We start from the raw sequence: 21,930 nt of genomic DNA on the forward strand, positions 1-21,930 counted from the left end.
GACGGGATTCGCAAGGAACTCGCTCTTCGCGCAAGGCTTGCCTCGTCGTTCACTTCGTGGCCTCCTCGGGGGGCGGTCGCGTGAAGCCATACAGGGCGCGACGCGCGCGGCGCAGCGGAGGGGATGACATGACCAGACTGCAACGCCTGGACTGGCCGGACAACGGAACGCCCGACCTGCCGCCCGCCTTTGCGCCACAGGAGGCCGAGGCGCGGCTGGCGGTCGTCCGGGAGGCGATGCTGCGGGCGGGATATGCGGCGCTGGTGATCTATGGCGACCGGGAACATGCGGCCAACCTGCACTGGCTGACCGGCTTCGATCCGCGCTTCGAAGAGGCGGTGCTGGTCGTGACGGCGGGCGATGCGCTCTTGCTCGCGGGGAACGAGTGCCTGGCCTATGCCGCCGTCTCGCCGCTGGTCGCGGCGGGGCGGGTGCGGACCGGGCTTTGCGCGTCCCTGTCGCTGCCCAGCCAGCCGCGCGGGTCAAGGCGGCTGTGGGACTGGCTGGACGAGGTCATTCCCCCCGGCGCGACCGTGGGCGCGGTGGGGTGGAAGTGGTACGGGGCCGACGAACTGCCGCCGGGTGCCGACCCTGCCCTGGCGCTGGACGTCCCGGCATTTCTGGCCGACCCGCTGCGCGACCGGGCGGGGCGGGTGGAAAACGCGACTGCACTTTTCATGCATCCCGCCCATGGCCTGCGCGCCCGGGTCGGCGCGGACGACATCGCCCGTTTGGAGTTTTCGAACCACATGGCCGCCTCGGCGCTGAAGCGGATGGTGTTTGCCCTGCAGGAGGGCATGACCGATTTCGCCGCGGTCGAGGCCGCGCGGATCGGCGGGCTGCCGCTGGGCTGTCATGTCACCTTTGCGATGGGCGACACGCCGGGGCTGTCGGGGCCGGTGGGGGACCGGATCCGGCGCGGAGTGCCCGCCAGTTTCAACATCGCGCATTGGGGGTCGAACATCTGCCGGGCGGGCTGGATGGCGCGGGGGCCGGACGACCTGCCCCCCGGCGCGGCGGGCTATCTGGAAGAGTTCGTGTTTCCCTATGCGCAGGCCATGTCGGACTGGTGCGCGATGATGCGGCCCGGCGTGGCGGGGGGCGCGGTCTGGGCGATGATCCACGACCGCCTGCCGGCCCATTTCGGCATCACGCTGAACCCCGGCCATCTGATCGGGCTGGACGAATGGATGTCCTCGCCGATCATGCCGGGGTCGGGGATCCCGCTTGCCTCGGGCATGGCGATGCAGATGGACGTGATCCCGGCGCATCCGGCCTGGGGCTCGACCCGGATGGAGGACGGCTATGTCATCGCCGACGACGCCCTGCGCGAGGAGCTGGCGCGGCGGCATCCCAATCTCGTCCGCCGTTGCGCGGCGCGGGCTGCGTTCATGACCCGGGTGATCGGCATGGACGTGCCCGACAGCCTGTTGCCGCTTGCCGACACCTGCGGGATCATCGCGCCCTGGCTGCTGGACCCGGCGCAGGTCGTGGTGCTTTAGGCCAGCCGACCCGTCCCACCGGGGGGAGCACCCGATGTTACGTTGCGTTCCGGGTGACGCCGCGCCCGCGCTTCGCCATTCTGCGCCCCGCAAGGGAGGCCCGCATGACCCACTATCCGCATCTGCTGTCGCCAATCACGCTGTCGGGGGTGACGCTGCGAAACCGCAGCCTGATGGGCTCGATGCACACGGGGCTGGAGGAGACGGGCGACTGGGGCCGCGTCGCGGCCTTCTATGCGGCGCGGGCGCGCGGCGGGGCGGGGCTGATCGTCACCGGCGGCATGGCGCCCAACCGCGAGGGCGGGGTGTTCCCCGGCGCGGCGGGGCTGTTTTCCGCCACCGACATCGCCAACCACCGGCGCGTGACCGATGCCGTCCATGCCGAGGGCGGGCGGATCGCCATGCAGATCCTGCACGCCGGGCGCTATGCCTACGGCAAGGACTGCGTGGCGCCCTCGGCCATCAAGTCGCCGATTTCCCCCTTCCCGCCGCGCGAACTGGATGAGGAGGGGATCGAGAAGCAGATCAGCGACATCGCTACAGCCGCCGCGCGCGCCATCGAGGCAGGCTATGACGGCGTCGAGGTGATGGGGTCCGAGGGGTATTTCTTGAACCAGTTCCTGGTCACCCACACCAACCGCCGGACCGACGGCTGGGGCGGGTCCTACGAGAACCGGATGCGCCTGCCGGTCGAGGTGGTGCGCCGGGTGCGCGCGGCGATGGGGCCGGGGGCGGTGCTGATCTACCGCATCTCGCTGATCGACCTGGTGCCGGACGGCTCGACCTGGGACGAGGTGGTCACGCTGGCCAGGGCGGTGGAGGCGGCGGGGGCGTCCTGCCTCAACACCGGGATCGGCTGGCACGAGGCGCGGGTGCCGACGATTGCGACCTCGGTCCCCCGCGCAGGATTTGCCGATCTGACCGCGCGGCTGCGGCCCGAGGTGGGGATTCCGGTCATCACCTCGAACCGGATCAACGCGCCCGAGGTGGCGGAAAGGCTGCTGGCGATGGGGGCGGCGGACATGGTGTCGATGGCGCGGCCCTGGCTGGCGGATGCCGATTTCATCGCGAAGGCGGCCAGCGGGCGCGCGCGCGAGATCGCGCCCTGCATCGCCTGCAACCAGGCCTGCCTGGACCATACGTTCAGCGGCAAGCTGACCTCGTGCCTCGTCAACCCGCGCGCCTGCCATGAGACCGAGCTGGTCTATGCGCCCGCCGAGACGCCGAAGCGCGTGGCGGTCGTGGGTGCGGGGCCGGCGGGCATGATGGCGGCCATCGTGGCGGCGGGGCGGGGTCACGAGGTGACGCTGTTCGACAAGGCCGGTCGGGTGGGCGGTCAGTTGAACCTGGCGAAACAGGTGCCGGGGAAAGAGGAATTCCATGGGCTTGTGGACTGGTTCGCGACCATGCTGACCGCTCCGCGGATCACCTTGCGGCTGGGGCACGAGGCCACGGCCGACGACGTGGCGGGCTTTGACGAGGTGGTCATCGCCACCGGCGTCACCCCGCGCGATCCGGGGATTCCGGTCGAGCCGGGGGCGAAGGTCCTGTCCTATATCGACGTGCTGACCGGCGCCCCGGTGGGGCGACGGGTGGCCGTGGTCGGTGCGGGCGGGATCGGCTTCGACGTGGCCGAGACCTTGGTGCACGAAGGCGTCAGCCCGACGCTTGACCCCGGTCTCTGGCGCGCGGAATGGGGCGTGTCGGCGCCATGGCAGGATCGCGGCGGGCTGAGCCCCGAGGGGCCGAAACCGCACCCGCCCGCGCGCGAGGTGTATCTGTTGCAGCGCAAGGCGGAAAAGCCGGGCCGGGGCCTGGGCAAGACCACGGGCTGGATCCACCGGGCGAGCCTTGCCATGAAACGGGTCCGGATGCAGGGCGGGGTGAACTACGAACGCATCACGCCCGAAGGGCTGTGGATCAGCCACGGGCCGGACCGCACGCAGCCGGAGCTTCTTGCGGTCGATGCCGTGGTGCTGTGCGCGGGGCAAGAGCCGGAACGCGGGCTCGGCACGGAACTGGACCGGCGCGGCATCCCCCACCATCGGATCGGCGGGGCCGATGTGGCGGCGGAACTGGATGCCAAGCGCGCGATCGATCAGGCCGCGCGCCTGGCAGCCAGGCTGTAGTCACGGCTCGTCGGTGACTTCGCCCCTCCTCGCCGGGGGGGCGAGGAGGAGACGAAGTCACCGGCGAGGTTTCGCGTCAGCCGCCCGACGACGCCTTGGGCAGGGCAATCACGCCATTGTCCAGCGCGGTCTGCAGTTCGGTCTGGTCCACGCCGCCGTCAGCGTTCGTGTCGATGGCCTTGAACCCGTCTTCGGAAAGGTCCGTCCAGACCGCCTGAAGCTCGACCAGCGACCAGCTGCCGTTGCCATCCGCGTCGGCGACCTCGGGAAGCGTGGCCTGGGCCAGGGCGGCGGTTGCAAGGGCCATGGGGGCAAGCAGGATTGCGATGCGTTTCATGGAAGTCTCCTTCTTCTACTTCAGAGTGCATGGTGCGGGTTTTCCCGCCCCGAGGAGTAGCTAGGCGGTTCTGGAAGAATGTTCCATAGACGAGGGCGAATCTGGCTTTTCGATAACGCTTTGTTGCCGTTCAACGGTATGTTGGCGAACATTTTCCCGCCGATGCAGGCAGGCCGTCCCTTTCCTTGCGCAGGGAAATGCACCTTTCAGGCGAAGGCTTGCCGATGCAAGGGGGCCGCAAGTCGTTTCCCCGCCTTGAACGATCCCCCACAATACCCCGGATCGGTCGCGCGATTGCCGCCATCCTGCCCGATTTCCTTGTGAAACCTGTCTGTCACAAACGGCGTGATTGTTCCCAAGAGGACACTATGGATCGACTGACAGAGATGGAGGCCTTTGCCACGGTGGTGGACCAGGGCGGCTTCACCGATGCAGCCAAGAAGATGGGGATTTCCAAGTCTGCCGTCTCGAAACATGTCTCGGCGCTTGAGGCCCGGCTGGGCGCGCGCCTGTTGAACCGCACCACCCGCCGCGTCAGCCCGACCGAGATCGGTCTTGCCTATTACGATCGGGCCCGTCGCGTGCTGAACGACGCGGGCGAGGCCGATGCGCTTGTGACGTCGATGCAGTCCGCGCCTTCGGGCCTGTTGCGCGTGTCGGTGGCCACCGATTTCGGGGTGAATCTGCTCTCGCCAATTCTCGGGGATTTCCTGCTGGAATATCCCGACATCACGGTGAACATGGTCCTGAACAACCGCTATGTCGAACTGATCTCCGAAGGCTTCGACATGGCGATTCGCGTGGGCGAGCTGGAGGATTCGTCGCTGCGCGCCCGCAAGCTGACCGAGACGACCAAGCGGATGATCGGCTCGCCCTCGTATTTCCAGCGGTTCGGGCGGCCGCAGAAGATCGACGATCTGAACGACCACAAGCTGCTGCACTATTCGAATCAGGCCAACGGCAATGTCTGGAAGATCACCGCGCCCTCGGGTGAAAAGCGGCAGGTGCGCTCGGTCGGATGGCTGACGGTGAACGACGGGCAAAGCCTGCTGAACGCGGCGATCTCGGGCCTTGGCATCGCCTATCTGCCGTCGTTCCTTTATGCCGACGCCATGCGTCAGGGCCTGGTCGAAGAGGCGATTCCCGGGCTGCCGACCGAAGTGCTGGGGATCTATGCGGTCTATCCGCCGGGCCGGTTCACCCAGCCGAAGGTCCGCGCCTTCATCGACTTCCTCGCGCGGCGCTATGCCGACAAGGGTCCCGACAACTGGTGATCCGCTCCGTCAGGTTCCGGAACTGCTGACGGCCAATTGTCCCCCTCTCGGTCGTCAACGGGTCGAAGTGACAACCACTTCGACCCGCCTGTTTTTCTGCCGACCCTCTTCGGTCCGGTTCGTGGCGCGCGGTGCCAGAAAGCCCACGCCCTTTGCGATCACCCGGGCGGGGTCCGCACCGTGGGTCTTGATCAGCGCCTCGGCCACTGCTTCGGCGCGGCGTTGCGACAGGGCGATGTTCCCGGCCAGGCTGCCCGAAGCATCGGTATGTCCGACCAGCGCCACGGTGCCGTCGGGATTGGCCTTCAGCCAGGCCGCCACGGCGGCAAGCGAGGCATAGTCGCCCTCGGCCAGGCTGGCCGAGCCACTGGCAAAGACCAGATCGTCCAGCACCGCGACGCCGACCTGATCCAGCGCCTGCCCGATCCCGCTGGCCCCTGGCACAGTGGCGGCGGCGATCGGGGCGACGACTTCGTCGGGAAGGTCGATCTCGGTCGCGGGTGTGCCGGCGGTCGGCGCGGTGGTCAGCGGGGCCTCTGTGACCCGGGTGATCTGGACATAGCCTGCACTTCGGCTGCGGCTGACCAGGATCGAGACGGCCTCCTTGCCCTTGACGGCGGACAGAAAGCGGTAATCGGACAGATCGACATGCATGTCCGGCTCGGGCATCACCTCGGTGCCGAAGCGGAAGTCAAAGCCGCCGCAATTGCGGGAGTCGCATTCGAACACGATCTCGTAGCCCGCCGCCGTCACCTGGTCACGCAGGGGGGCAAGCAGGGCCAGCGTCGTCGCGCCCTCACTGCCAAGCCGGTAGGCGCGCTGGTCCAGCGCCCCTTCGACCACGCGCGAGGGCACGGTCGAGCCGTCGAAGGCGGCGACCGGCAGGGCATAGCTGCCCGGCACCTCGCGGCGGCTCTCCTCGCCCAGCACTTGGGCCGGAAGGTCCAGCGTCAGCGCGACGACCGGCGTCGCCAGCATCTGCATCAGAACAAGGAAGATGGCCTTCGGCACTGCCCGTCGCTTTCCGCGATCATTTCATTCGATAGTGATACTGTCCCACAACCCGCATGCCAAGGCGATCATACAGCGCACGGGCAGCGGCGTTCTGCCGGGTGACGACCAGCGACAGCCGGGTGGCGCCTTCGGAGGCGGCCCAGTTGGCCGCCGCGTGCAGCAGCGTCCGCCCCGCGCCCCTGCGGCGCTGTTCGGGGCGGACCTCAAGCGCGTGGAGCATCGCCTCGGACCCGTGGCAGGCGACAAAGGCCACCCCGGCGGGGCGGTCGCCCGTCCGGGCCAGAAGCACGGCCTTCGGCCCCTGCACCCGATCCATCACCGCGATCCGGGCCGGCCCGATGCCGCCCTCGGCCCAGATCGCGCGGGCGATCTCCAGCGGCGGCCAGTGCGGAAAGGCGGCAAGCGGGGGCAGATCGGCGGTCAACGCCGCGACCGGCGCGGCATAGGCCACCACCGGGTCGATCACGCGCCAGCCGCGACGGCCAAGGGCGGCGTCCAGCGCCGCGTCGGCCTCGCGCACCAGCATCAGCGGCTCGGCCATCGCGGCCTCGGCGGCGTCCAGTTCGGCCTCGGCAAAGGGGCCGTCGCAACTGGCGGCCGAGACCCGCTTGCCGCCCCCCGCGCCCTCGCGCAGTGTGAAGGGGCCAAGACGGCGCGTGCCGGCCGGGGGCCAGGTCGCCTCCATCACTTCAGCCAGAAGAGCCGGGGCCAGCGACTCGGGGATCATCCGAAGAGCCGCGTCAGTCGGACCATGGCTGCGTCAAGACGACCGGGATCCGTGCCGCGGATCACCAGGTTGGTCCCATGCGCGCCGTTCTGGATGAAGGGGTAGGACCCCATCGACAGGTCGGGAAACTCTGCCGCCAGCGCGCCGAACTCGGCGGCGATCTCGCCTTCGCCCCGGTTCACGCGCAAGGACTGCGACAGAAGCGGCGGGCCTCCGGTCAGCTTGGGCAGGACGCTGGCGACCATCGCCTCGAAGATCTTCGGGACGCCCGCCATCACATGCACATTGCCGATGGTAAAGCCCGGAGCGGTCGAGACCGGATTGTCGATCAGCGTCGCGCCCTCCGGGATGCGGGCCATGCGCTGCCGCGCCTCGTTGAAGGGCAGGCCCGCCCGGTCGTAATGCGCCTGAAGCAGCGCCATCGCATCGGCGCGGTGGCCGATCGCGGCGCCCATCGCTTCGGCGACGGCATCGGCGGTGATGTCGTCATGGGTCGGACCGATCCCGCCGGAGGTGAAGACATGGGTGTACTTGCCGGACAGGGCGCGGACGGCCTCGACGATCTCGGCGTGGACATCGCCGACGATGCGGGCCTCGCGCAGGGCGATGCCGATGCGGGTCAGCTCCTGGGCCAGGAAATGCAGGTTCGAATCACGGGTGCGGCCTGACAGGATTTCGTCGCCGATCACCAGAATTGCGGCTGTCGGGTTGGACATGGCGGTCTCCGCACGGGGTTGATGGGTCGGGTATAGCCCCCGGGCGCGCCGTTTCAAACCCCGGCCTCTGGCCATTTCCGCACAGGATTATTATGTAGATCGCAGGAGAGCCGAATTGGACCACATCCGCGCCCGCATCACCAAGGACGGTATCCGCATCTACGAGGATGCGGACTTTGCGGGCATGCGCAAGGCCGGTCGAGTCGCGGCCGAGATCCTCGACGCCGTGGCGCCTCTGGTGGTTCCGGGCACGACGACGGCTGCCATCGACGACTTCATCACCGAGGAAATCCGGCGGCGTGGCGTGACCTCGGCCACCATCGGCTACAAGGGCTACAAGCACGCCTCCTGCATCAGCGTGAACCATGTCGTCTGCCACGGGATTCCGGGGCCGAAGGTGCTCATGGACGGCGATATCCTGAACGTCGATGTCACGGTGATCGTGGACGGCTGGTATGGCGACACCAGCCGCATGTATGTGGCAGGCCAGCTGGCACGCAAGGCGGAGCGGCTGATCGAGGTCACGCATGAGGGCCTGATGCGCGGGATTGCGGCGGTGAAGCCGGGCAATACCTTCGGCGACATCGGTCATGCGATCCAGTCCTATGTCGAGGCGCAGCGGATGAGCGTGGTGCGCGACTTCTGCGGCCACGGCCTCGGCCGGGTGTTCCATGCGCCCCCGAACGTGCTGCACTATGGCCGCGCGGGCTCGGGTCCGGTGCTGGAGGAAGGCATGTTCTTCACCATCGAGCCGATGGTGAACCTGGGCCGGCCCGAGACGAAGGTGCTTGCCGACGACTGGACGGCGGTGACGCGGGACAAGTCGCTGTCGGCGCAGTTCGAACATTCGGTGGGCGTCACGGCCACGGGCTGCGAGATCTTCACCTTGTCGCCCGCCGGCAAGTTCCACCCGACCTGGGGGTAAGGGGCCAAAATCCTTCGAAGGATTTTGCAAATTTCTTCGAAGAAATTTGGGACCTCAGATCCCCGCGTACCACTCATAGCCTCGGTCGGCCCAATAGCTGCCGTTGCCCGAACCCAGCGCGGCAAGATTGTCCACCAGTTCGATGGTATGGACATATTTCGCCATCTTGTAGCCCAGCTGACGTTCCACCCGCAGCCGCAATGGCGCGCCGTTGGCCACCGGCAGGGGTGCCCCGTTCATGCCGTAGGCGAGGATCGTCTGGGGATGGAAGGCGTCGATCAGGTCGATGCTTTCGTAATAGAACACCTCTCCCGACAGGCTGCGTTCGATGGCATCGAAGCACTGGAACACGGCATAACGTGCGGCCAGCCTCGGCTGTGCCAGCTTCAGCACCGTGCCCAGCGGAACGCCCTGCCATTTGGCGATGCAACTCCAGCCCTCGACGCAATCGTGCCGGGTGATCTGCGTGCGCGAGGGCAGCGCGGTCAGGTTCGCCAGCGACAGGCTTTGCGGGCGGTCGACCAGTCCGGTCACGGTCAGCCGGTAGTCCCGGAATCCCGTGCCCGCCATGCGCCGATACTCCGCCCCGTCCGGGTTCACCGACCCGTTCGGGCGCTGCCCCTGGCGGATGTCGGCCTCCGAGAACTCGGGCGCAAGCCGGTCGCCGATTACCGCGCGCTGGGCGGCGCGGGTCAGGCCCTCGTGGCTGGCGAACAGATTGCGCAAGGCGCTGTCGCGGTCGGTCGCGCTGTCGAACACCTTGCAGCCGGACAGGGCGAGGGCGGCAGAGCCGAGGAGCAGTTTGCGGCGGTCAAGCATCCTTGCCTTCCTCCGTGCGATACCAGCCGGTCAGGATCGACCGCATCTCGTTCAGGGGGCCCGCCAGCAGGATCATCGCCATGTGGACGGCGAAGAAGCCCACCAGCGCGACCATGGTCAGGAAATGGATCGTCCGCGCGGTCTGGCGGCCCTGGAACAGGTCCGGAAGCCAGGGCGCGGCGGCGTTGAAGCCGGGGGACATGGAAAGCCCGGTCAGGATCATCAGCGGCAGCGCCACGAACAGGACCGAGGCATAGGCCAGCTTTTGCAGCACGGTGTACTCGGCCGAGAGATGAAACCGCAGGCGCGCGTGGTCGGCGATGTCGCGGGGCAGGGCGCGCAGGTCGGCCCGGGTCGGGAGCAGCTGGCGCAGGTGCCCGTTCAGCGCCGACGCCGCCAGCCAGACCGCCATCGTGCCCACCAGCACCCAGGCAAAGAAGAAATGGATCACCCGGCCCGTCGCAAGGCTCGGCTTCGACGGGATCGTCAGCGCCGCCAGGAAGGCCCGCGCCTCGCCGTTCGATGCGCCCAGAAACCCCGTGGTGTCGAACTCGGCCCCGAAAACCCGCGTCACGCCACGCAAGGCCCCGTCCTTCTCGACCGCGTCGATCGTCAGGATGGCGTTGTCATAGTCGAACCCCGCCTCCTTGCCGATATGCAGGCTGGGATGCGCGTTGAAAATCTGCAACCCGGTCAGCATCAGGAAGAACAGGCTGACGGCCCAGAGCCAATGCGTGATCCGGGTCGGAAGGCGCTGGCGGTAGACAAGCGGTCCTTGCGGCATGGCGATCCCTCTTCTCTCTGCCCGGAAGCAACGGGCCGCCGACGCAGAAGTTTCACCCGGGCGTGCGATCCTGCGCTGATTGCATTTCCGCCCGGTGGGGCTTATCTCGGGAAGCTGACCGAAGGGGCTAATGGCACGGCATGAACTGGATCACCAACTACGTCCGCCCGAAGATCAACTCGCTGTTCTCGCGCCGCGAGGTGCCCGAGAACCTTTGGACGAAGTGCCCCGAATGCGGGACGATGCTGTTCCACCGCGAGCTGGCGGCGAACCTGAACGTCTGCGGCACCTGCGATCATCACATGACGATCAGCCCGCGCGAACGCTTTGACGCGCTGTTCGACGGCGGCATCTATACCGAGGTGAAGGTGCCCGAGGCCCTGGTCGATCCGCTGAATTTCCGCGACCAGAAGAAATACACCGACCGCCTCAAGGCCGCCCAGAAGGCCAGTGGCCAGAAGGACGCGATGCTGGTGGCCGAGGGCGAGATCAACCGCACCCCCATCGTCGCCGCCGCGCAGGACTTCAGCTTCATGGCCGGGTCCATGGGCATGTATGTCGGCAACGCCATCATCGCGGCGGCCGAACGGGCAGTGAAACTGAAGCGCCCGCTGGTGCTCTTTTCGGCCAGCGGCGGGGCGCGGATGCAGGAGGGGATGCTGTCCCTGATGCAGATGCCGCGCACGACCGTGGCGGTGCAGATGCTGAAAGAGGCGGGGCAGCCCTATATCGTCGTCCTGACCCACCCGACGACGGGCGGGGTCACGGCCAGCTATGCCATGCTGGGCGATATCCAGATCGCCGAACCCAACGCCCAGATCGGCTTTGCGGGCGCGCGTGTCATCGAACAGACCATCCGCGAAAAGCTCCCCGAAGGCTTTCAGCGCGCCGAATACCTGCTGGACCACGGGATGCTTGACCGCGTCGTGCACCGCAAGGCGATGAAGGAAGAGCTGGTGACGTTGATCCGCATGCTGACCGGCCAGCCCCCGGCGATCAAGGGCGACCTGCCCTCGCCGGCCGAGCCGAAGGCGCCGAGGCCCGCGGAACCCAAAGCGTGACGACACCGTCTGACGTCATCCTCGACCGGATGATGACGCTGCATCCCAAGGTCATCGACCTGACCCTGGCGCGCGTCGAGCGGCTGCTGGCGGCCCTTGGCAACCCGGAACGCTCGCTTCCGCCGGTCGTCCACATCGCCGGAACGAATGGCAAGGGCTCGACCCAGGCGATGATCCGCGCGGGGCTTGAAGCGGGCGGCGACCGCGTCCACGCCTACACCTCGCCGCATCTTGCGCGCTTTCACGAACGCATCCGGCTGGCGGGCGAACTCATCTCGGAACCCGCGCTGACCGCGCTTCTGGACGAATGCGTCACGGCGAACGGGCCGGACGAGATCACCTTCTTCGAAATCACCACCTGCGCGGCCTTCCTGGCCTTTGCCCGCGTTCCCGCCGACTGGACGCTGCTGGAGGTTGGTCTGGGCGGCCGGCTGGACGCGACGAATGTGGTGGAAAGGCCCCGGCTGACGATCATCACCCCGGTCAGCATGGACCACGAAGCCTATCTCGGCGACACCATCGCCAAGATCGCCGGTGAAAAGGCCGGGATCATCAAGCGTGGCGTGCCGGTCATCGTCGGGCCGCAGCATCCCGACGGGCTGGCGGTGATCGAGGCGAAGGCGGCCGCGATGGGCGCTCCGCTCCGGGTTTTCGGCCAGCACTGGACCGTCTGGGAGGAACGCGGGCGGCTGGTCTATCAGGACGAGAACGGGCTTCTCGACCTGCCCCTGCCGAACCTGCCCGGCCCGCATCAGGTGCAGAACGCCGGCGCAGCCATCGCGGCCCTGCGGCTTCTGGGCCGGGACGAGGCGGCTTGCGAGGCGGCGGTGACCCGCGCCTTCTGGCCTGCCCGGATGCAGCGCCTGCGGCAGGGGCCGCTGGTGGACCTTGCCCCTCGGGTGGAACTCTGGCTTGACGGCGGCCACAACCCGGCGGGGGGCGAGGCGGTGGCCGCAACGCTGGCCCGGATGCCGCGGCGCGAGACGCATCTGATCTGCGGGATGCTGAACACCAAGGACGTGACCGGATACATGCGCCCGCTGGCCCCGCAGGTGACGCAGCTGCACGCCGTGTCGATCCCGGGCGAGAAGAACACGCTGCCCGCCGAAGCCACCCGCGATGCCGCCCGCGCGGTCGGGATCGAGGCGGTCGCTGCGGGGTCCGTGGCCGAGGCTCTGGCCGACATTGCCGCCCGCACGCCCGAGGCACGGGTGCTGATCTGCGGCTCGCTCTATTTGGCGGGGACCGTTCTCCGCGAGAACGGGTAGCCCAAAATCCTTCGAAGGATTTTGCAAAAGTTTTCGAAAACTTTTGCGCCCAACCTCAGCCGTTCACCCCATAGCGCGCCAGGAACATGTCCACCGCGCCGTGCACAGTGCGATGCGCCAGGTCCGGCGTGATCGTCTCGGCCATGCCGAAGATCAGCTTCTCGTGGATCGTCGCCTTGCACAGCTGCGCGAACTGGTCGGCGGCAAGGTCCAGGTCGTCGATCCGCAAGGCGCCCGACTGCACATGGCAGCCCAGGTGATGGACCAGCCGCTGATGGATCAGCCCCGGCCCGAAGTCGTAGAACTGCCGTCCAAGCCCCGGAAACCGTTCGCCTTCTCCGACCACGATGCGGAACATCCTTTGCCCGAAGTCCGACAGCAGGAAGGCGACGATCCGTTCCGCCGCGATGGTCAGCGCCACCCGCACCGGGACGTCGCCTTCCACCATCGCCTCGGCCTCTTCGGTCTGGCGGTGGCATTCGCAGCGCGCGACTTCCAGGAACAGAAGCTGCTTGTCGGGGAAATAGGCATAGATCGTCGCCTTCGACACGCCCGCCTCGCGCGCGATGTCATCGACCGAGGCGCGCTCGAACCCGTCGCGCATGAAGATCTTCCTGGCGCCTTCCAGCACCTGGTCGAACTTCCTGCCGCGCCTGACCCCGTGATCGTGGATTGCGTTCATCGGTCCCCCCGGACCGGACCATAGATCATCGCGGTCGGGCGCGGCAAGCAAAGCGAAGGTCACTCGGCCGGCTGGCAGGTGGTGCTGGTCACAGGGGCGACGCAGCCTTTGGTCGAACTTGTGACCGGGTCGGACGGGAAGGTCAGCGTCGGCAACAGGATGCTCAGCGACTGCGCGGCAACGGGCGCCGCAAGCGACAGAGAGGCGACAAGAACAAGGGTGATGCGTTTCATTCCGATCTCCATTCTGAACCGCTCGGTTCAGATTTTCATCTAAACTTCGCGGTTCAGTTTTGCAAGCCAATTTTGAACTTGTCAGTTCAGTTTATCGCATTGCGCAGGCCGTTACCGCTGCTAGATTAGAATGATTCCAGAAACGAGGCCCGCCTTGCTATCCTCCCTGACCTTCCGCCGCCGCTTTGCCGACCTGTCCGAACAAGAGGTTCTGGCGCTGGCGATTTCCTCGGAAGAGGACGACGCCCGCATCTATCGCAGCTTTGCCGAACGCCTGCGCAAGGACTTTCCGGCCTCGGCGGCGGTCTTCGACGGCATGGCGGTCGAGGAAGACGGCCACCGTCAGCGCCTGATCGACCTGCACCGGGCGCGGTTCGGTGAGGTGATCCCCCTTATCCGGCGCGAACACGTTGCAGGCTTCTACGCGCGCCGTCCCGTCTGGCTGTCGCAGAACCTTTCGCTGGAGACGATGCGCGGCGAGGCGGCGACGATGGAGAAGACGGCGCATGACTTCTACGTCCGCGCTGCCGCCCGCACCCAGGATGCCGCGACACGCAAGCTTCTGGGCGATCTGGCAGCCGCCGAAGCCGGGCATGAACGCCATGCCCAGCGGCTGGAGGAAAAGCACCTTTCGCCGGATGCCCGCAGCGACGAGGACCAGACCGCCAAGCGTCAGTTCATCCTGACCTGGGTCCAGCCGGGCCTTGCGGGCCTGATGGACGGCTCGGTCTCCACCCTCGCGCCGATCTTCGCGACCGCCTTTGCGACGCAGAACACCTGGACGACTTTCCTCGTCGGCTCGGCCGCATCGGTCGGTGCCGGGATCTCGATGGGCTTCACCGAGGCCGCGCATGACGATGGCGTCCTCTCGGGCCGGGGGTCGCCTTTGAAGCGCGGCATCGCCTCGGGCGTGATGACGACGATCGGCGGCCTTGGCCACGCGCTGCCCTACCTGATCCCCGATTTCTGGACCGCCACGACAATCGCGATGATCGTCGTCTTCGTCGAGCTCTGGGCCATCGCCTGGATCCAGAACCGCTACATGGAAACCCCGTTCGTCCGCGCGGCCTTGCAGGTCGTGCTTGGCGGTGCTCTGGTGTTTGCCGCAGGGGTGCTGATCGGGGGCGGCTGATGTATCGCAAGGGTGAGGTCCGGTATCAGGCGCTGCCACTGCCGGACCGCGTCCAGCGGGACGATGCCGGCGCGCTGGCGGCAGCGACCGAGTTCCTGGCCTACATGAAGAAGCGCCATTCCGTGCGCGACTATTCCACCCGTCCGGTGCCCGAAGCGGTGATCGCGGCCTGCATCGCAGCGGCGGGCACGGCGCCCTCGGGGGCGAACCATCAGCCTTGGCATTTCGTGGCGATCAGCGACCCGGCGATGAAGGCCCGCATCCGTGAAGGCGCCGAGGAGGAAGAGCGCGCCTTCTATTCCGGCGGCGCGGGCGACGAATGGCTGGCCGCGCTGGAGCCGATCGGCACCGGCGTGTCGAAGCCGCACCTGACCGATGCGCCCTGGCTGATCGTGGTCTTTGCACAGCGCTACGGGATGACGACGGACGGGACGCGCTACAAGAACTACTATGTCCCGGAAAGCGTCGGCATCGCCACGGGCATGCTGATTACCGCGATCCACCACGCCGGGCTGGTCTGCCTGGAACACACGCCGAACCCGATGAAGTTCCTCGGGCCGCTGTGCGGGCGACCAGACCATGAAAAGCCGGTGATGATCCTGCCGGTCGGCTATCCCGCAGAGACCGCCACCGTGCCGGAAGTCGCCAAGCGGAAAAAGCCTCTGGATCAGATTCTCACGGTATTCCGCGCCTGACCCGGGCCCGGCGCGGCCCCGTGCGTTTCCCGTGCGTTTCCCGTGCCTTCCCCGTCTCAGGCAAGCGCCGCAAAGCGCCGGGGCGTGACGGTCACCTGGGGCGCAGCCTCCGCGGCCTGGTCCGGGTCTGGCGCGGCCTCGGGCAGCGGGGCGTCGAACGCGTCTGAGCCGGACGCCGGCAGGCCGACCGTCGCCGCGACCTCGTCGACGACCAGGGCCGGGGTCTTTTCCTCGGGCGGGACCGCGATCAGATCGGGCTCGCTCACCACCTTGGTCAGACCGCGTGGCCGGGCCACCGCCACCGAAGTCCCGCCCTCGCGGGCCGGTTTGGCGCGCACCGAGGCGTCGTTCACCTTGATGATCGTGAAGCTGATGTTGTCCTGATCCGGATCGTCCAGCTTGTGGACCTCTTCCAGCAGCCGCTCGGCGATCTCGGTCGATCGCGACTTGCGGTACTTTGTCAGCACCTTCGTGATCTGCGCGTCGGTCAGGAACTGAAGCCCGTCGGACGAACAGATGACGATGTCCCCGGCCTTCAGATCGACCGGCTGGGTCGGGCAGTCGATCTTGGCGATCTTCGCGCCCATCAGCACCGAGACGAGGCAATTCCGGTCGGGATGGTTCGCAGCCGTCTCCGCGTCCAGCAGACCGGACTGCACCATGAAGTCGATCTGCGGCCCCATCGAATGGTCCTGGTTCAGCTGCGTCAGCTTGCCGTCCCGGAACAGGAACAGGGGCGAATCGCCGATCGAGACCCACCACAGCCGGTTCTCGACCAGGGCCGGGACCACCAGCGTTGCCCCCATGCCCTCGGTCTCGGGGTGGTTCATGGTGTGGTTGCGCAACGTCTGGTTGGCGAATTCCGCCACATTGCGAAGGATCTCGGGGGCGCGGCGCTCGAACGCCTCGACATCGGCGAATTGAAACTTCAGCTCGGAATAGACTTCGGTCAGGACGATCTTCGAGGCGACATCCCCGGCGGCATGGCCCCCCATGCCATCGGCCAGCACCACGAAACCCGCTTCGGCGCCGACAGGAAAATCCGCGGTGATCGCGTCTTCCTGGTAGTCGCGCGCGCCCTGGCTGATCCCGGAGGCGACGTCGTAACGCGGTTCACGCGATCGCCATATCATGCCCGTCTCCCTCCGCCTCGTACGACGACCAGTTGAACTCCGGTGTACACAGCACTTTCAGGATCAGGGTGGTCTCGCCAATCTGGATCTCGTCGCCGTCCTTGGCGGGTTCGGTCGACAGAAGCGGGCGGCCATTCAGACGGACAAGGTTCGACTTGCCACCATGGCCGATATGGAATTCGTGGGTCTGCGGGTCGTAGGCGATCGCCGCGTGGTTATGGCGCGAAATCGCCATGTCGCCATAGTCCAGCGATATGGTCTGGTCCAAGCCGCGCCCGATCTGCGAGACTCCCTGCGACAGGGCGAAAGAGGCGCCTTTTCCGGGGCCGTCCTTCACGATCAGCCACCCGGCCGGGAACATCACATAGCCCTTCCCCTGTGCCGGGGGCGCGGCGACGGGCAGGGTCTCGGCGCCTTCGAAAAGCGGAACGACGGCGGCAGGCTGTGCCTCGAAGCCAAGCACACGGGTCTTGGTCCGGGTCGCGCGGCGCGGAGAGGCCCCGACCGAGCCTTCGTCGGCCGGGCCGACAGCGGCCTTCGGGGCTTGCTCCTCAAGGTCCCAGATGCTGCGCGCCGGGGGGGGTACGCCTTCCGGCAGCGGCGCCTTGGCCTTGACCACACGGCTGGGGCGGGGGACCTGCACCTCTTGCCGAACCTCGGGCTCGGGCTCGGGCGCCGGGGCAGGGGCAGCTGCTGCCAGAGCCTCGCGCAGGCGTTTCACTTCCAGTTCTGCCAGGGCGGCAAGGACCGGATCGGGACCAGCTTCGATCGTGCCAGCCGCCGTACCCGCCTCGTCTTTCTCGCCGAAGATAGAGCGAAGGAACTTCACGATGATCTCTCCCAGTCAGAATTTTCGCTTTCGCGGATTATCCGGCAACCCCCAGCCGGAACCCCGCATCGATTGTACTCGTACCACGCCGGACGACAAAACCGTAGGTTGAAACTCCGCGCGCAGACTCGCGCCTGAGTATATCACCAAGCGCCGATTCGGTGCCAATCGGCTCACCCGAGGCCGCATAGACCAGCAGCACGTCCCCAACCTGCAGCGTGGTGTCGGCACCATCGGGGACCGTCGCCACCACCGTCATCGTGCCGGTGGCAGTCTGGATCGACTCGAAGGCCAGCCCGTTCGGCAGCCGCACCACGTTGACCACGGGAAGCTGCTCTCCGCCCAAAGGCGCGTCGGCCGCCGCGACACGGGCCTCCGCCTGGCCCGCTCTGTCGTCGGACTTGCTCACCAATGCCGGCAGCGCCAGAAGACCGACCAGAAGCAGGGTTGCAGCGGCGGCCATGGTCAGCATGTCCTTCGGGCTTTGCAGCGCACCGCCGGGTCGTTCTGTCGGGGCCGGGATCGCGGCGGCGACGGCGGGTTCCGAAGGTGCCACGGCAGGCGCTTCGGGCAGGTCCGGCGCGGTCGCAACCGGCGCGTCGTCGGCCGGGGCAAAGGCCGTTGCGGCAGGTGCAGCCGTTGCGGGCGCGGCCACCGCGGGGGCGAGGTCGGCCGGTGCGGCCTTTGCAGCCAGCGGGATCACGGCCGCGGGCCTGGCCGCGGGCAGGGTTCCGCCCAGCATCGCACGCCATTCCTCGACCGATTGCAGCCGGTCGCGCGGGAAGATCGCCATCGCCTTGTCGATCGCGCGCAGGAACTCGACCGGGTAGCCCCGGAACCGGCCTGCCAGCGGGCGCAGTGGATCGCCTTCGCGCCCGGCGATCGCCGACAGGCGCTCCTGCGAGGTCTTGGGCGTCTCGCCGGTGATGAGATGATAGAAGCTGGCGCCCAGGGCATACAGATCGCTGCACGGGGCCTGCTTGCTGCCGCTGACGTAGAATTCCTGCGGCGAATAGCCGTCCTTCACCACGCGCAGGCCCGAAACCGCCCGGCTTTTCCGGGTCACTTCCTTGCGCGAGGCGCCGAAGTCGATCAGCACCGGCTGACCCTTCGCCACATCGACGATCATGTTGTCGGGCGAGATGTCGCGGTGCAGCAGTCCGTGCCCATGCACATGGCCGACCGCGTCCAGCATGGTGTGCAGATGGGCGATGATCTCTTTCGGGGTCAGCGGAGGCGCGCTGCCCTCGACCGTCTGCAATAGGTCGTAGCCCTTGATGTAGTCCATCGCCATATAGGCGGTCTCGTTGCATTCGAAGACCTGATGGACCTTGACGATGTTCGGATGATTCAGCTGCGACAGCGTCACCGCTTCCTGGACGAAGTGGCGGACGGCCGCACGGAAATCGTCGGTGTGCGCCCGCGACCGCGCCCCGACCGCATTGCCGATCCGGCGGCAGTAGGCGCTGGGAAAGCATTCCTTGATGACAACCGTGCGATCCAGCGAGTCGGTGGCGAGATAGACGAACCCGAACCCGCCGCTGTTGACGAAGGAGGTGATGGTGTACTGACCGGACATCAGCCGGGTGCCAACCGCCAGCTCGTCACTGCTGGGTCCTGCGTCGCCTGACTCGAACTTTCGCGCGGCAGCAGTCATCATCCTACCTGTTCTGCCGAACCCCGCATTCCCCCCCCTGGAAACGCATCGCGGCATCCCTCAGGTCTAGCCAAGGACTTGGGCCAAAACGTGAAGCCGTTTCGTTCGTTTTTCGCCACAATCGATCAACCAAACGATGCATAAAATACGATGATGAAACCACTTGCATCGGCATTTTCCCCCATAAGTTGCGCAGTTAACCACGCCGGGCGCATCCCGTGGTCCGCAGGGCGCAACAATGACCTTCGGTGCAGCTGCCCCGCTTTTGCCACATCGCGCCCGGGGTCAGGCCGGAGATGCGACCGGCCGGATGCGCCCTGGCAACGGCCTTGCGGCGGCCGATTCCCGACGGTCGGGCTTGCCCTTTCCGCCCCTGCATGACACCAGTGCAGCCATGCTGTCGATACTTCTGAAGACCCTGCCGTTCTTCGCCGTGATCGGGGTCGGCTACATTGCCGGGCGCACCCGGTTCTTCTCGGAAGAGGCGACGGCCTATCTGACCCGTTTCGTCTTCTACTTCGCGCTTTCCGCGATGCTGTTCGGCTTTGCCGCCAACCTCGACCTTGCCGCCATCTTCTCCTGGCCCTTCGTCTTTGCCTACCTTCTTGCAACGACCGTCGTCTGGCTGATCGTCGCCACCGTCGCCCTGGCCCGCCGCACCAGCGCCGAAGAAGCGGTGTTCGAGGCGCATACCGGGGTGATCGGCAACGTGGGCTTCCTTGGCATCCCGATGCTGGCGCTTCTCCTCGGGCCGCAGGCGGTGGGGCCGGTGCTCCTGGTCCTGGCGGTCGACCTGATCGTCTTCTCCTCGATCCTGACCATGGTCATCACCGGCCTTCGCGCAGGGCGGGTCAGCATGCAGACCTTCGGCGTCCTTGCCATCGGGCTGGCGAAGAACCCGATGATCGTCTCGGTCGTGCTCGGCATCGCCTGGGGCGCGACGGGGCTGGCTCTGCCGGGCCCGGTGGCCGAGTTCATGACGCTGCTTGGTGCCGCCGCCACCCCCTGCGCGCTGTTCGCCATCGGCGCCTCGCTGTCGGGCCGGTCTGCGGAACGGCTGGAAGTCGCGGCCTGGCTGTCCTTCGCCAAGCTGGTCCTGCACCCCGCCGCCGTGGCCGGGGCCTGCTGGCTGTTCGGCGTCACCGGCTATCCGGCGGGGGTGATGATCGCCGCCGCAGCCTTGCCCGTCGCCGGCAACGTCTTCATCCTGGCGCAGCACTACCGCGTTGCGCCGCAACGGGTTTCCACCGCGATCCTGCTATCGACCGCCGCCTCGGTGCTGACGGTGACAGCCGTGATCGCGCTGCTCAGTCAGGGGGGCTACATATGAAAACCGTGTCCGAGAACCGGGCCTTCGGCGGCGTCCAGGGCGTCTATACCCATGCCTCGATCGCCTGCGCCTGCGACATGACCTTCGGCCTCTTCCTGCCCGCCCAGGCCGAGGATGGCCCTGTGCCGCTGCTCTGGTTCCTCTCTGGCCTGACCTGCACGCATGAAAACGCGATGGTGAAGGCCGGCGCACAGCGCTGGGCGGCCGAGGCAGGCATCGCGCTGGTCTTTCCCGACACCTCCCCGCGCGGCGAAGGGGTGGCGAACGACCCGGACTTCGCGCTGGGGCAGGGTGCGGGCTTCTACGTCAACGCCACCCGGAAACCCTGGGCCCCGCATTTCCGCATGTGGGACTATGTGACCGACGAACTGCCGCGCCTTCTCTTCAACGCCTTCCCGCTGGCCGAAGAGGTGCAGGGGATCACCGGCCATTCCATGGGCGGCCACGGTGCGCTGACCATCGCCATGAGCTTTCCGGGCCGTTTCAGATCCGCCTCGGCCTTCGCGCCGATCTGCCACCCGACGGTCAGCGACTGGGGCCGTCCGCAGTTTTCTGCCTATCTCGGACCCGACGAGTCGTCCTGGGCGGCGCATGATGCCACCTTGCTGATGCGGCGCCGGGGATTCGACGGGCCGCTGCTGGTCGATCAGGGGACGTCCGACCAGTTCCTCGACAAGCTCCGCCCCGAGGCGCTGGCCGAAGCGATGGTCTCGGCGCGGCAGGGGGGGACGTTCCGGATGCAGAAGGGCTATGACCACAGCTATTTCTTCGTCTCGACCTTCATGGAGGACCATGTGTCCTTCCATGCCCAGGCCTTCCTGGGCTAGCGCCGTCCTGATCGCGCTGTCGGTCGCGCTGGCACCGCCGCTTGCGGCAGGGCCGGCCGACTCGGTCCTGTCGGCGGTCAATGCGGCGCGGGCCAGGGCGGGCTGCGGGCCGCTCAGGCCCAACCCGAAGCTAATGGCGGCGGCGCGGTCCCATGCAAGGGCGATGGCCGAGCAGGATTTCTTCGCTCATGCCGGCAAGGATGGCAGCCGCTTCTCCAGCCGGATCAGGCGGCAGGGTTACGACTACCGCGCGGCGGCGGAAAACATCGCGGCGGGGCAGACATCGGCGGGCGAGGTGGTGCGGAGCTGGCTGAAAAGCCCCGGGCATCGCCGCAACATGCTGGACTGCACGATGCAGGAGACCGGAATCGCCCTTGTCCATCAGCCCGACGACCGCCCCCTGCGCGGCCAGCGGGCCCCCTTGCGCTACTACTGGGTTCAGATCTTCGCCGCACCCGGCTAGGCAGATCGGGCTGTCCGCGCAGGGACATATCTGCGACCGTCGTCTTTTCCATGACTTGGCTGCGGACTTCCGGCATTGGCAAACTCCGGCCCGAAGCGGACCATCGTGGATCCGGGCTTTGCACAGGACTGCGTTCCACGGGGGGTCCTCATCCGGTCCGTGCAGGGCGGACTTTCCCCTTTGCCGGGCATCGGCGCGGGGCGAGCCCGCGGAAGCGCATCGCAGGGCTCTGACGTCGGGGCTGCCGCCAGCGGCCTCTCGACGGCCTCCTGCCCCGAACCGGCCCGGCGCCCGAAGCTCGACATCTGGTCTTGCGACCCCCACGCCTTCCGGCAGCGCGGGGCGAACGAGACCACCAACGGGCCTCTTGCGCCAGTTCCTGCCCTGGGGCGC

At 67.4% G+C, this 21,930-nt stretch carries 22 protein-coding genes; 11 read left to right on the forward strand and 11 right to left on the reverse strand.

Annotated features, from left to right (window positions below):
- Positions 1–128: 128 nt before the first annotated feature.
- Together D5084_RS02360 and D5084_RS02365 are read left to right on the forward strand one after the other, a co-directional pair.
- Positions 129–1,502, forward strand: coding sequence for a M24 family metallopeptidase (locus D5084_RS02360; protein WP_128513906.1), 1,374 nt, complete (start codon positions 129–131; stop codon positions 1,500–1,502).
- A 104-nt stretch (positions 1,503–1,606) separates the two neighbouring features.
- Positions 1,607–3,631, forward strand: a complete 2,025-nt coding sequence (locus D5084_RS02365) for an NADPH-dependent 2,4-dienoyl-CoA reductase (protein WP_128513907.1) — start codon at positions 1,607–1,609, stop codon at positions 3,629–3,631.
- A 76-nt stretch (positions 3,632–3,707) separates the two neighbouring features.
- Here the strand turns inward: D5084_RS02365 and D5084_RS02370 are convergent, their stop codons facing one another.
- On the reverse strand, positions 3,708–3,968 hold the full coding sequence (locus D5084_RS02370; protein WP_128513908.1) for an EF-hand domain-containing protein: 261 nt from the start codon (positions 3,966–3,968) through the stop codon (positions 3,708–3,710).
- Between the two features lie 368 nt (positions 3,969–4,336).
- Here D5084_RS02370 and D5084_RS02375 point away from each other — a divergent pair, with 368 nt between their 5' ends.
- Positions 4,337–5,242 carry a LysR family transcriptional regulator gene (locus D5084_RS02375; RefSeq protein WP_128513909.1) on the forward strand — a complete coding sequence of 302 codons (906 nt, stop codon included), beginning with the start codon at positions 4,337–4,339 and terminating at the stop codon, positions 5,240–5,242.
- Positions 5,243–5,296: 54 nt separating this feature from the next.
- On the opposite strand, the gene D5084_RS02380 is transcribed toward D5084_RS02375, so the two are convergent.
- From D5084_RS02380 to D5084_RS02390, 3 genes are read right to left on the reverse strand one after another with little or no spacing between them, the layout of a single operon-like run.
- Positions 5,297–6,253 (reverse strand): OmpA family protein, encoded by a 957-nt coding sequence (locus tag D5084_RS02380; protein WP_128513910.1) that lies wholly within the window; start codon positions 6,251–6,253, stop codon positions 5,297–5,299.
- 19 nt (positions 6,254–6,272) lie between these two features.
- A complete protein-coding gene (locus D5084_RS02385) occupies positions 6,273–6,968 on the reverse strand; it encodes a GNAT family N-acetyltransferase (protein ID WP_435532654.1) in 696 nt (231 codons plus the stop codon).
- A gap of 11 nt (positions 6,969–6,979) precedes the next feature.
- Complete coding sequence (locus D5084_RS02390) at positions 6,980–7,699, reverse strand: competence/damage-inducible protein A (RefSeq protein ID WP_128513912.1); 720 nt, start codon at positions 7,697–7,699, stop codon at positions 6,980–6,982.
- A 115-nt stretch (positions 7,700–7,814) separates the two neighbouring features.
- Between D5084_RS02390 and map the strand changes: the two genes are divergently transcribed.
- A complete protein-coding gene (gene map / locus D5084_RS02395) occupies positions 7,815–8,624 on the forward strand; it encodes a type I methionyl aminopeptidase (protein WP_128513913.1) in 810 nt (269 codons plus the stop codon).
- A 54-nt stretch (positions 8,625–8,678) separates the two neighbouring features.
- On the opposite strand, the gene D5084_RS02400 is transcribed toward map, so the two are convergent.
- Together D5084_RS02400 and D5084_RS02405 are read right to left on the reverse strand one after the other, a co-directional pair.
- On the reverse strand, positions 8,679–9,443 hold the full coding sequence (locus D5084_RS02400) for a molybdopterin-dependent oxidoreductase (protein ID WP_128513914.1): 765 nt from the start codon (positions 9,441–9,443) through the stop codon (positions 8,679–8,681).
- Entirely contained in the window at positions 9,436–10,227 is a 792-nt protein-coding gene (locus D5084_RS02405) for a cytochrome b/b6 domain-containing protein (RefSeq protein ID WP_128513915.1), read from the reverse strand. Before D5084_RS02405 ends, D5084_RS02400 begins: the two co-directional genes overlap by 8 nt.
- Before the next feature lie 140 nt (positions 10,228–10,367).
- On the opposite strand from D5084_RS02405, the gene accD reads away from it, so the two are divergent.
- Positions 10,368–11,288, forward strand: a complete 921-nt coding sequence (gene accD / locus D5084_RS02410; RefSeq protein WP_128513916.1) for an acetyl-CoA carboxylase, carboxyltransferase subunit beta — start codon at positions 10,368–10,370, stop codon at positions 11,286–11,288.
- Positions 11,289–11,317: 29 nt separating this feature from the next.
- A complete protein-coding gene (locus tag D5084_RS02415; RefSeq protein WP_435532655.1) occupies positions 11,318–12,556 on the forward strand; it encodes a bifunctional folylpolyglutamate synthase/dihydrofolate synthase in 1,239 nt (412 codons plus the stop codon).
- Positions 12,557–12,611: 55 nt separating this feature from the next.
- On the opposite strand, the gene D5084_RS02420 is transcribed toward D5084_RS02415, so the two are convergent.
- Both D5084_RS02420 and D5084_RS18230 read right to left on the reverse strand, forming a co-directional pair.
- Complete coding sequence (locus tag D5084_RS02420; protein WP_128513918.1) at positions 12,612–13,238, reverse strand: TetR/AcrR family transcriptional regulator; 627 nt, start codon at positions 13,236–13,238, stop codon at positions 12,612–12,614.
- Between the two features lie 59 nt (positions 13,239–13,297).
- Positions 13,298–13,471: a hypothetical protein gene (locus D5084_RS18230; RefSeq protein ID WP_155523088.1), complete on the reverse strand. Its 174-nt coding sequence runs from the start codon at positions 13,469–13,471 to the stop codon at positions 13,298–13,300.
- Positions 13,472–13,601: 130 nt separating this feature from the next.
- On the opposite strand from D5084_RS18230, the gene mbfA reads away from it, so the two are divergent.
- Positions 13,602–14,603: an iron exporter MbfA gene (gene mbfA, locus D5084_RS02425; RefSeq protein WP_238382497.1), complete on the forward strand. Its 1,002-nt coding sequence runs from the start codon at positions 13,602–13,604 to the stop codon at positions 14,601–14,603.
- Entirely contained in the window at positions 14,603–15,298 is a 696-nt protein-coding gene (locus tag D5084_RS02430; protein WP_128513920.1) for a nitroreductase family protein, read from the forward strand. Before mbfA ends, D5084_RS02430 begins: the two co-directional genes overlap by 1 nt.
- Before the next feature lie 56 nt (positions 15,299–15,354).
- On the opposite strand, the gene D5084_RS02435 is transcribed toward D5084_RS02430, so the two are convergent.
- From D5084_RS02435 to D5084_RS18515, 3 genes are read right to left on the reverse strand one after another with little or no spacing between them, the layout of a single operon-like run.
- The gene (locus D5084_RS02435) at positions 15,355–16,431 is read right to left on the reverse strand and encodes a PP2C family protein-serine/threonine phosphatase (RefSeq protein ID WP_238382498.1); all 1,077 of its coding nucleotides are present in this window, start codon (positions 16,429–16,431) and stop codon (positions 15,355–15,357) included.
- On the reverse strand, positions 16,412–17,260 hold the full coding sequence (locus D5084_RS02440; RefSeq protein WP_128513921.1) for an FHA domain-containing protein: 849 nt from the start codon (positions 17,258–17,260) through the stop codon (positions 16,412–16,414). The genes D5084_RS02435 and D5084_RS02440 overlap by 20 nt, the downstream gene beginning before the upstream one ends.
- A gap of 37 nt (positions 17,261–17,297) precedes the next feature.
- On the reverse strand, positions 17,298–18,920 hold the full coding sequence (locus tag D5084_RS18515; protein WP_238382499.1) for a serine/threonine protein kinase: 1,623 nt from the start codon (positions 18,918–18,920) through the stop codon (positions 17,298–17,300).
- Positions 18,921–19,311: 391 nt separating this feature from the next.
- Here D5084_RS18515 and D5084_RS02450 point away from each other — a divergent pair, with 391 nt between their 5' ends.
- The 3 genes from D5084_RS02450 to D5084_RS02460 are packed head-to-tail and all read left to right on the forward strand — an operon-like array spanning position 19,312 to position 21,537.
- Entirely contained in the window at positions 19,312–20,247 is a 936-nt protein-coding gene (locus D5084_RS02450; RefSeq protein ID WP_128513922.1) for an AEC family transporter, read from the forward strand.
- A complete protein-coding gene (fghA, locus tag D5084_RS02455) occupies positions 20,244–21,074 on the forward strand; it encodes an S-formylglutathione hydrolase (RefSeq protein ID WP_128513923.1) in 831 nt (276 codons plus the stop codon). The genes D5084_RS02450 and fghA overlap by 4 nt, the downstream gene beginning before the upstream one ends.
- A complete protein-coding gene (locus D5084_RS02460) occupies positions 21,052–21,537 on the forward strand; it encodes a CAP domain-containing protein (RefSeq protein WP_162302358.1) in 486 nt (161 codons plus the stop codon). The genes fghA and D5084_RS02460 overlap by 23 nt, the downstream gene beginning before the upstream one ends.
- Positions 21,538–21,930 lie beyond the last annotated feature (393 nt).

The organism is Tabrizicola thermarum, assembly GCF_003574395.1.
Taxonomy (GTDB): domain Bacteria; phylum Pseudomonadota; class Alphaproteobacteria; order Rhodobacterales; family Rhodobacteraceae; genus Tabrizicola; species Tabrizicola thermarum.

Excerpts from the sequence above, each read along its gene's own strand:
- D5084_RS02360 (WP_128513906.1), top strand. The coding sequence starts at position 129 with ATGACCAGACTGCAACGCCTGGACTGGCCGGACAACGGAACGCCCGAC.
- D5084_RS02365 (WP_128513907.1), top strand. The coding sequence starts at position 1,607 with ATGACCCACTATCCGCATCTGCTGTCGCCAATCACGCTGTCGGGGGTG.
- D5084_RS02370 (WP_128513908.1), bottom strand. The coding sequence starts at position 3,968 with ATGAAACGCATCGCAATCCTGCTTGCCCCCATGGCCCTTGCAACCGCC.
- D5084_RS02375 (WP_128513909.1), top strand. The coding sequence starts at position 4,337 with ATGGATCGACTGACAGAGATGGAGGCCTTTGCCACGGTGGTGGACCAG.
- D5084_RS02390 (WP_128513912.1), bottom strand. The coding sequence starts at position 7,699 with ATGTCCAACCCGACAGCCGCAATTCTGGTGATCGGCGACGAAATCCTG.
- D5084_RS02400 (WP_128513914.1), bottom strand. The coding sequence starts at position 9,443 with ATGCTTGACCGCCGCAAACTGCTCCTCGGCTCTGCCGCCCTCGCCCTG.
- D5084_RS02405 (WP_128513915.1), bottom strand. The coding sequence starts at position 10,227 with ATGCCGCAAGGACCGCTTGTCTACCGCCAGCGCCTTCCGACCCGGATC.
- accD (WP_128513916.1), top strand. The coding sequence starts at position 10,368 with ATGAACTGGATCACCAACTACGTCCGCCCGAAGATCAACTCGCTGTTC.
- D5084_RS02415 (WP_435532655.1), top strand. The coding sequence starts at position 11,318 with ATGATGACGCTGCATCCCAAGGTCATCGACCTGACCCTGGCGCGCGTC.
- D5084_RS02420 (WP_128513918.1), bottom strand. The coding sequence starts at position 13,238 with ATGAACGCAATCCACGATCACGGGGTCAGGCGCGGCAGGAAGTTCGAC.
- D5084_RS18230 (WP_155523088.1), bottom strand. The coding sequence starts at position 13,471 with ATGAAACGCATCACCCTTGTTCTTGTCGCCTCTCTGTCGCTTGCGGCG.
- mbfA (WP_238382497.1), top strand. The coding sequence starts at position 13,602 with ATGATTCCAGAAACGAGGCCCGCCTTGCTATCCTCCCTGACCTTCCGC.
- D5084_RS02430 (WP_128513920.1), top strand. The coding sequence starts at position 14,603 with ATGTATCGCAAGGGTGAGGTCCGGTATCAGGCGCTGCCACTGCCGGAC.
- D5084_RS02435 (WP_238382498.1), bottom strand. The coding sequence starts at position 16,431 with ATGATATGGCGATCGCGTGAACCGCGTTACGACGTCGCCTCCGGGATC.
- D5084_RS18515 (WP_238382499.1), bottom strand. The coding sequence starts at position 18,920 with ATGATGACTGCTGCCGCGCGAAAGTTCGAGTCAGGCGACGCAGGACCC.
- D5084_RS02450 (WP_128513922.1), top strand. The coding sequence starts at position 19,312 with ATGCTGTCGATACTTCTGAAGACCCTGCCGTTCTTCGCCGTGATCGGG.
- fghA (WP_128513923.1), top strand. The coding sequence starts at position 20,244 with ATGAAAACCGTGTCCGAGAACCGGGCCTTCGGCGGCGTCCAGGGCGTC.
- D5084_RS02460 (WP_162302358.1), top strand. The coding sequence starts at position 21,052 with ATGCCCAGGCCTTCCTGGGCTAGCGCCGTCCTGATCGCGCTGTCGGTC.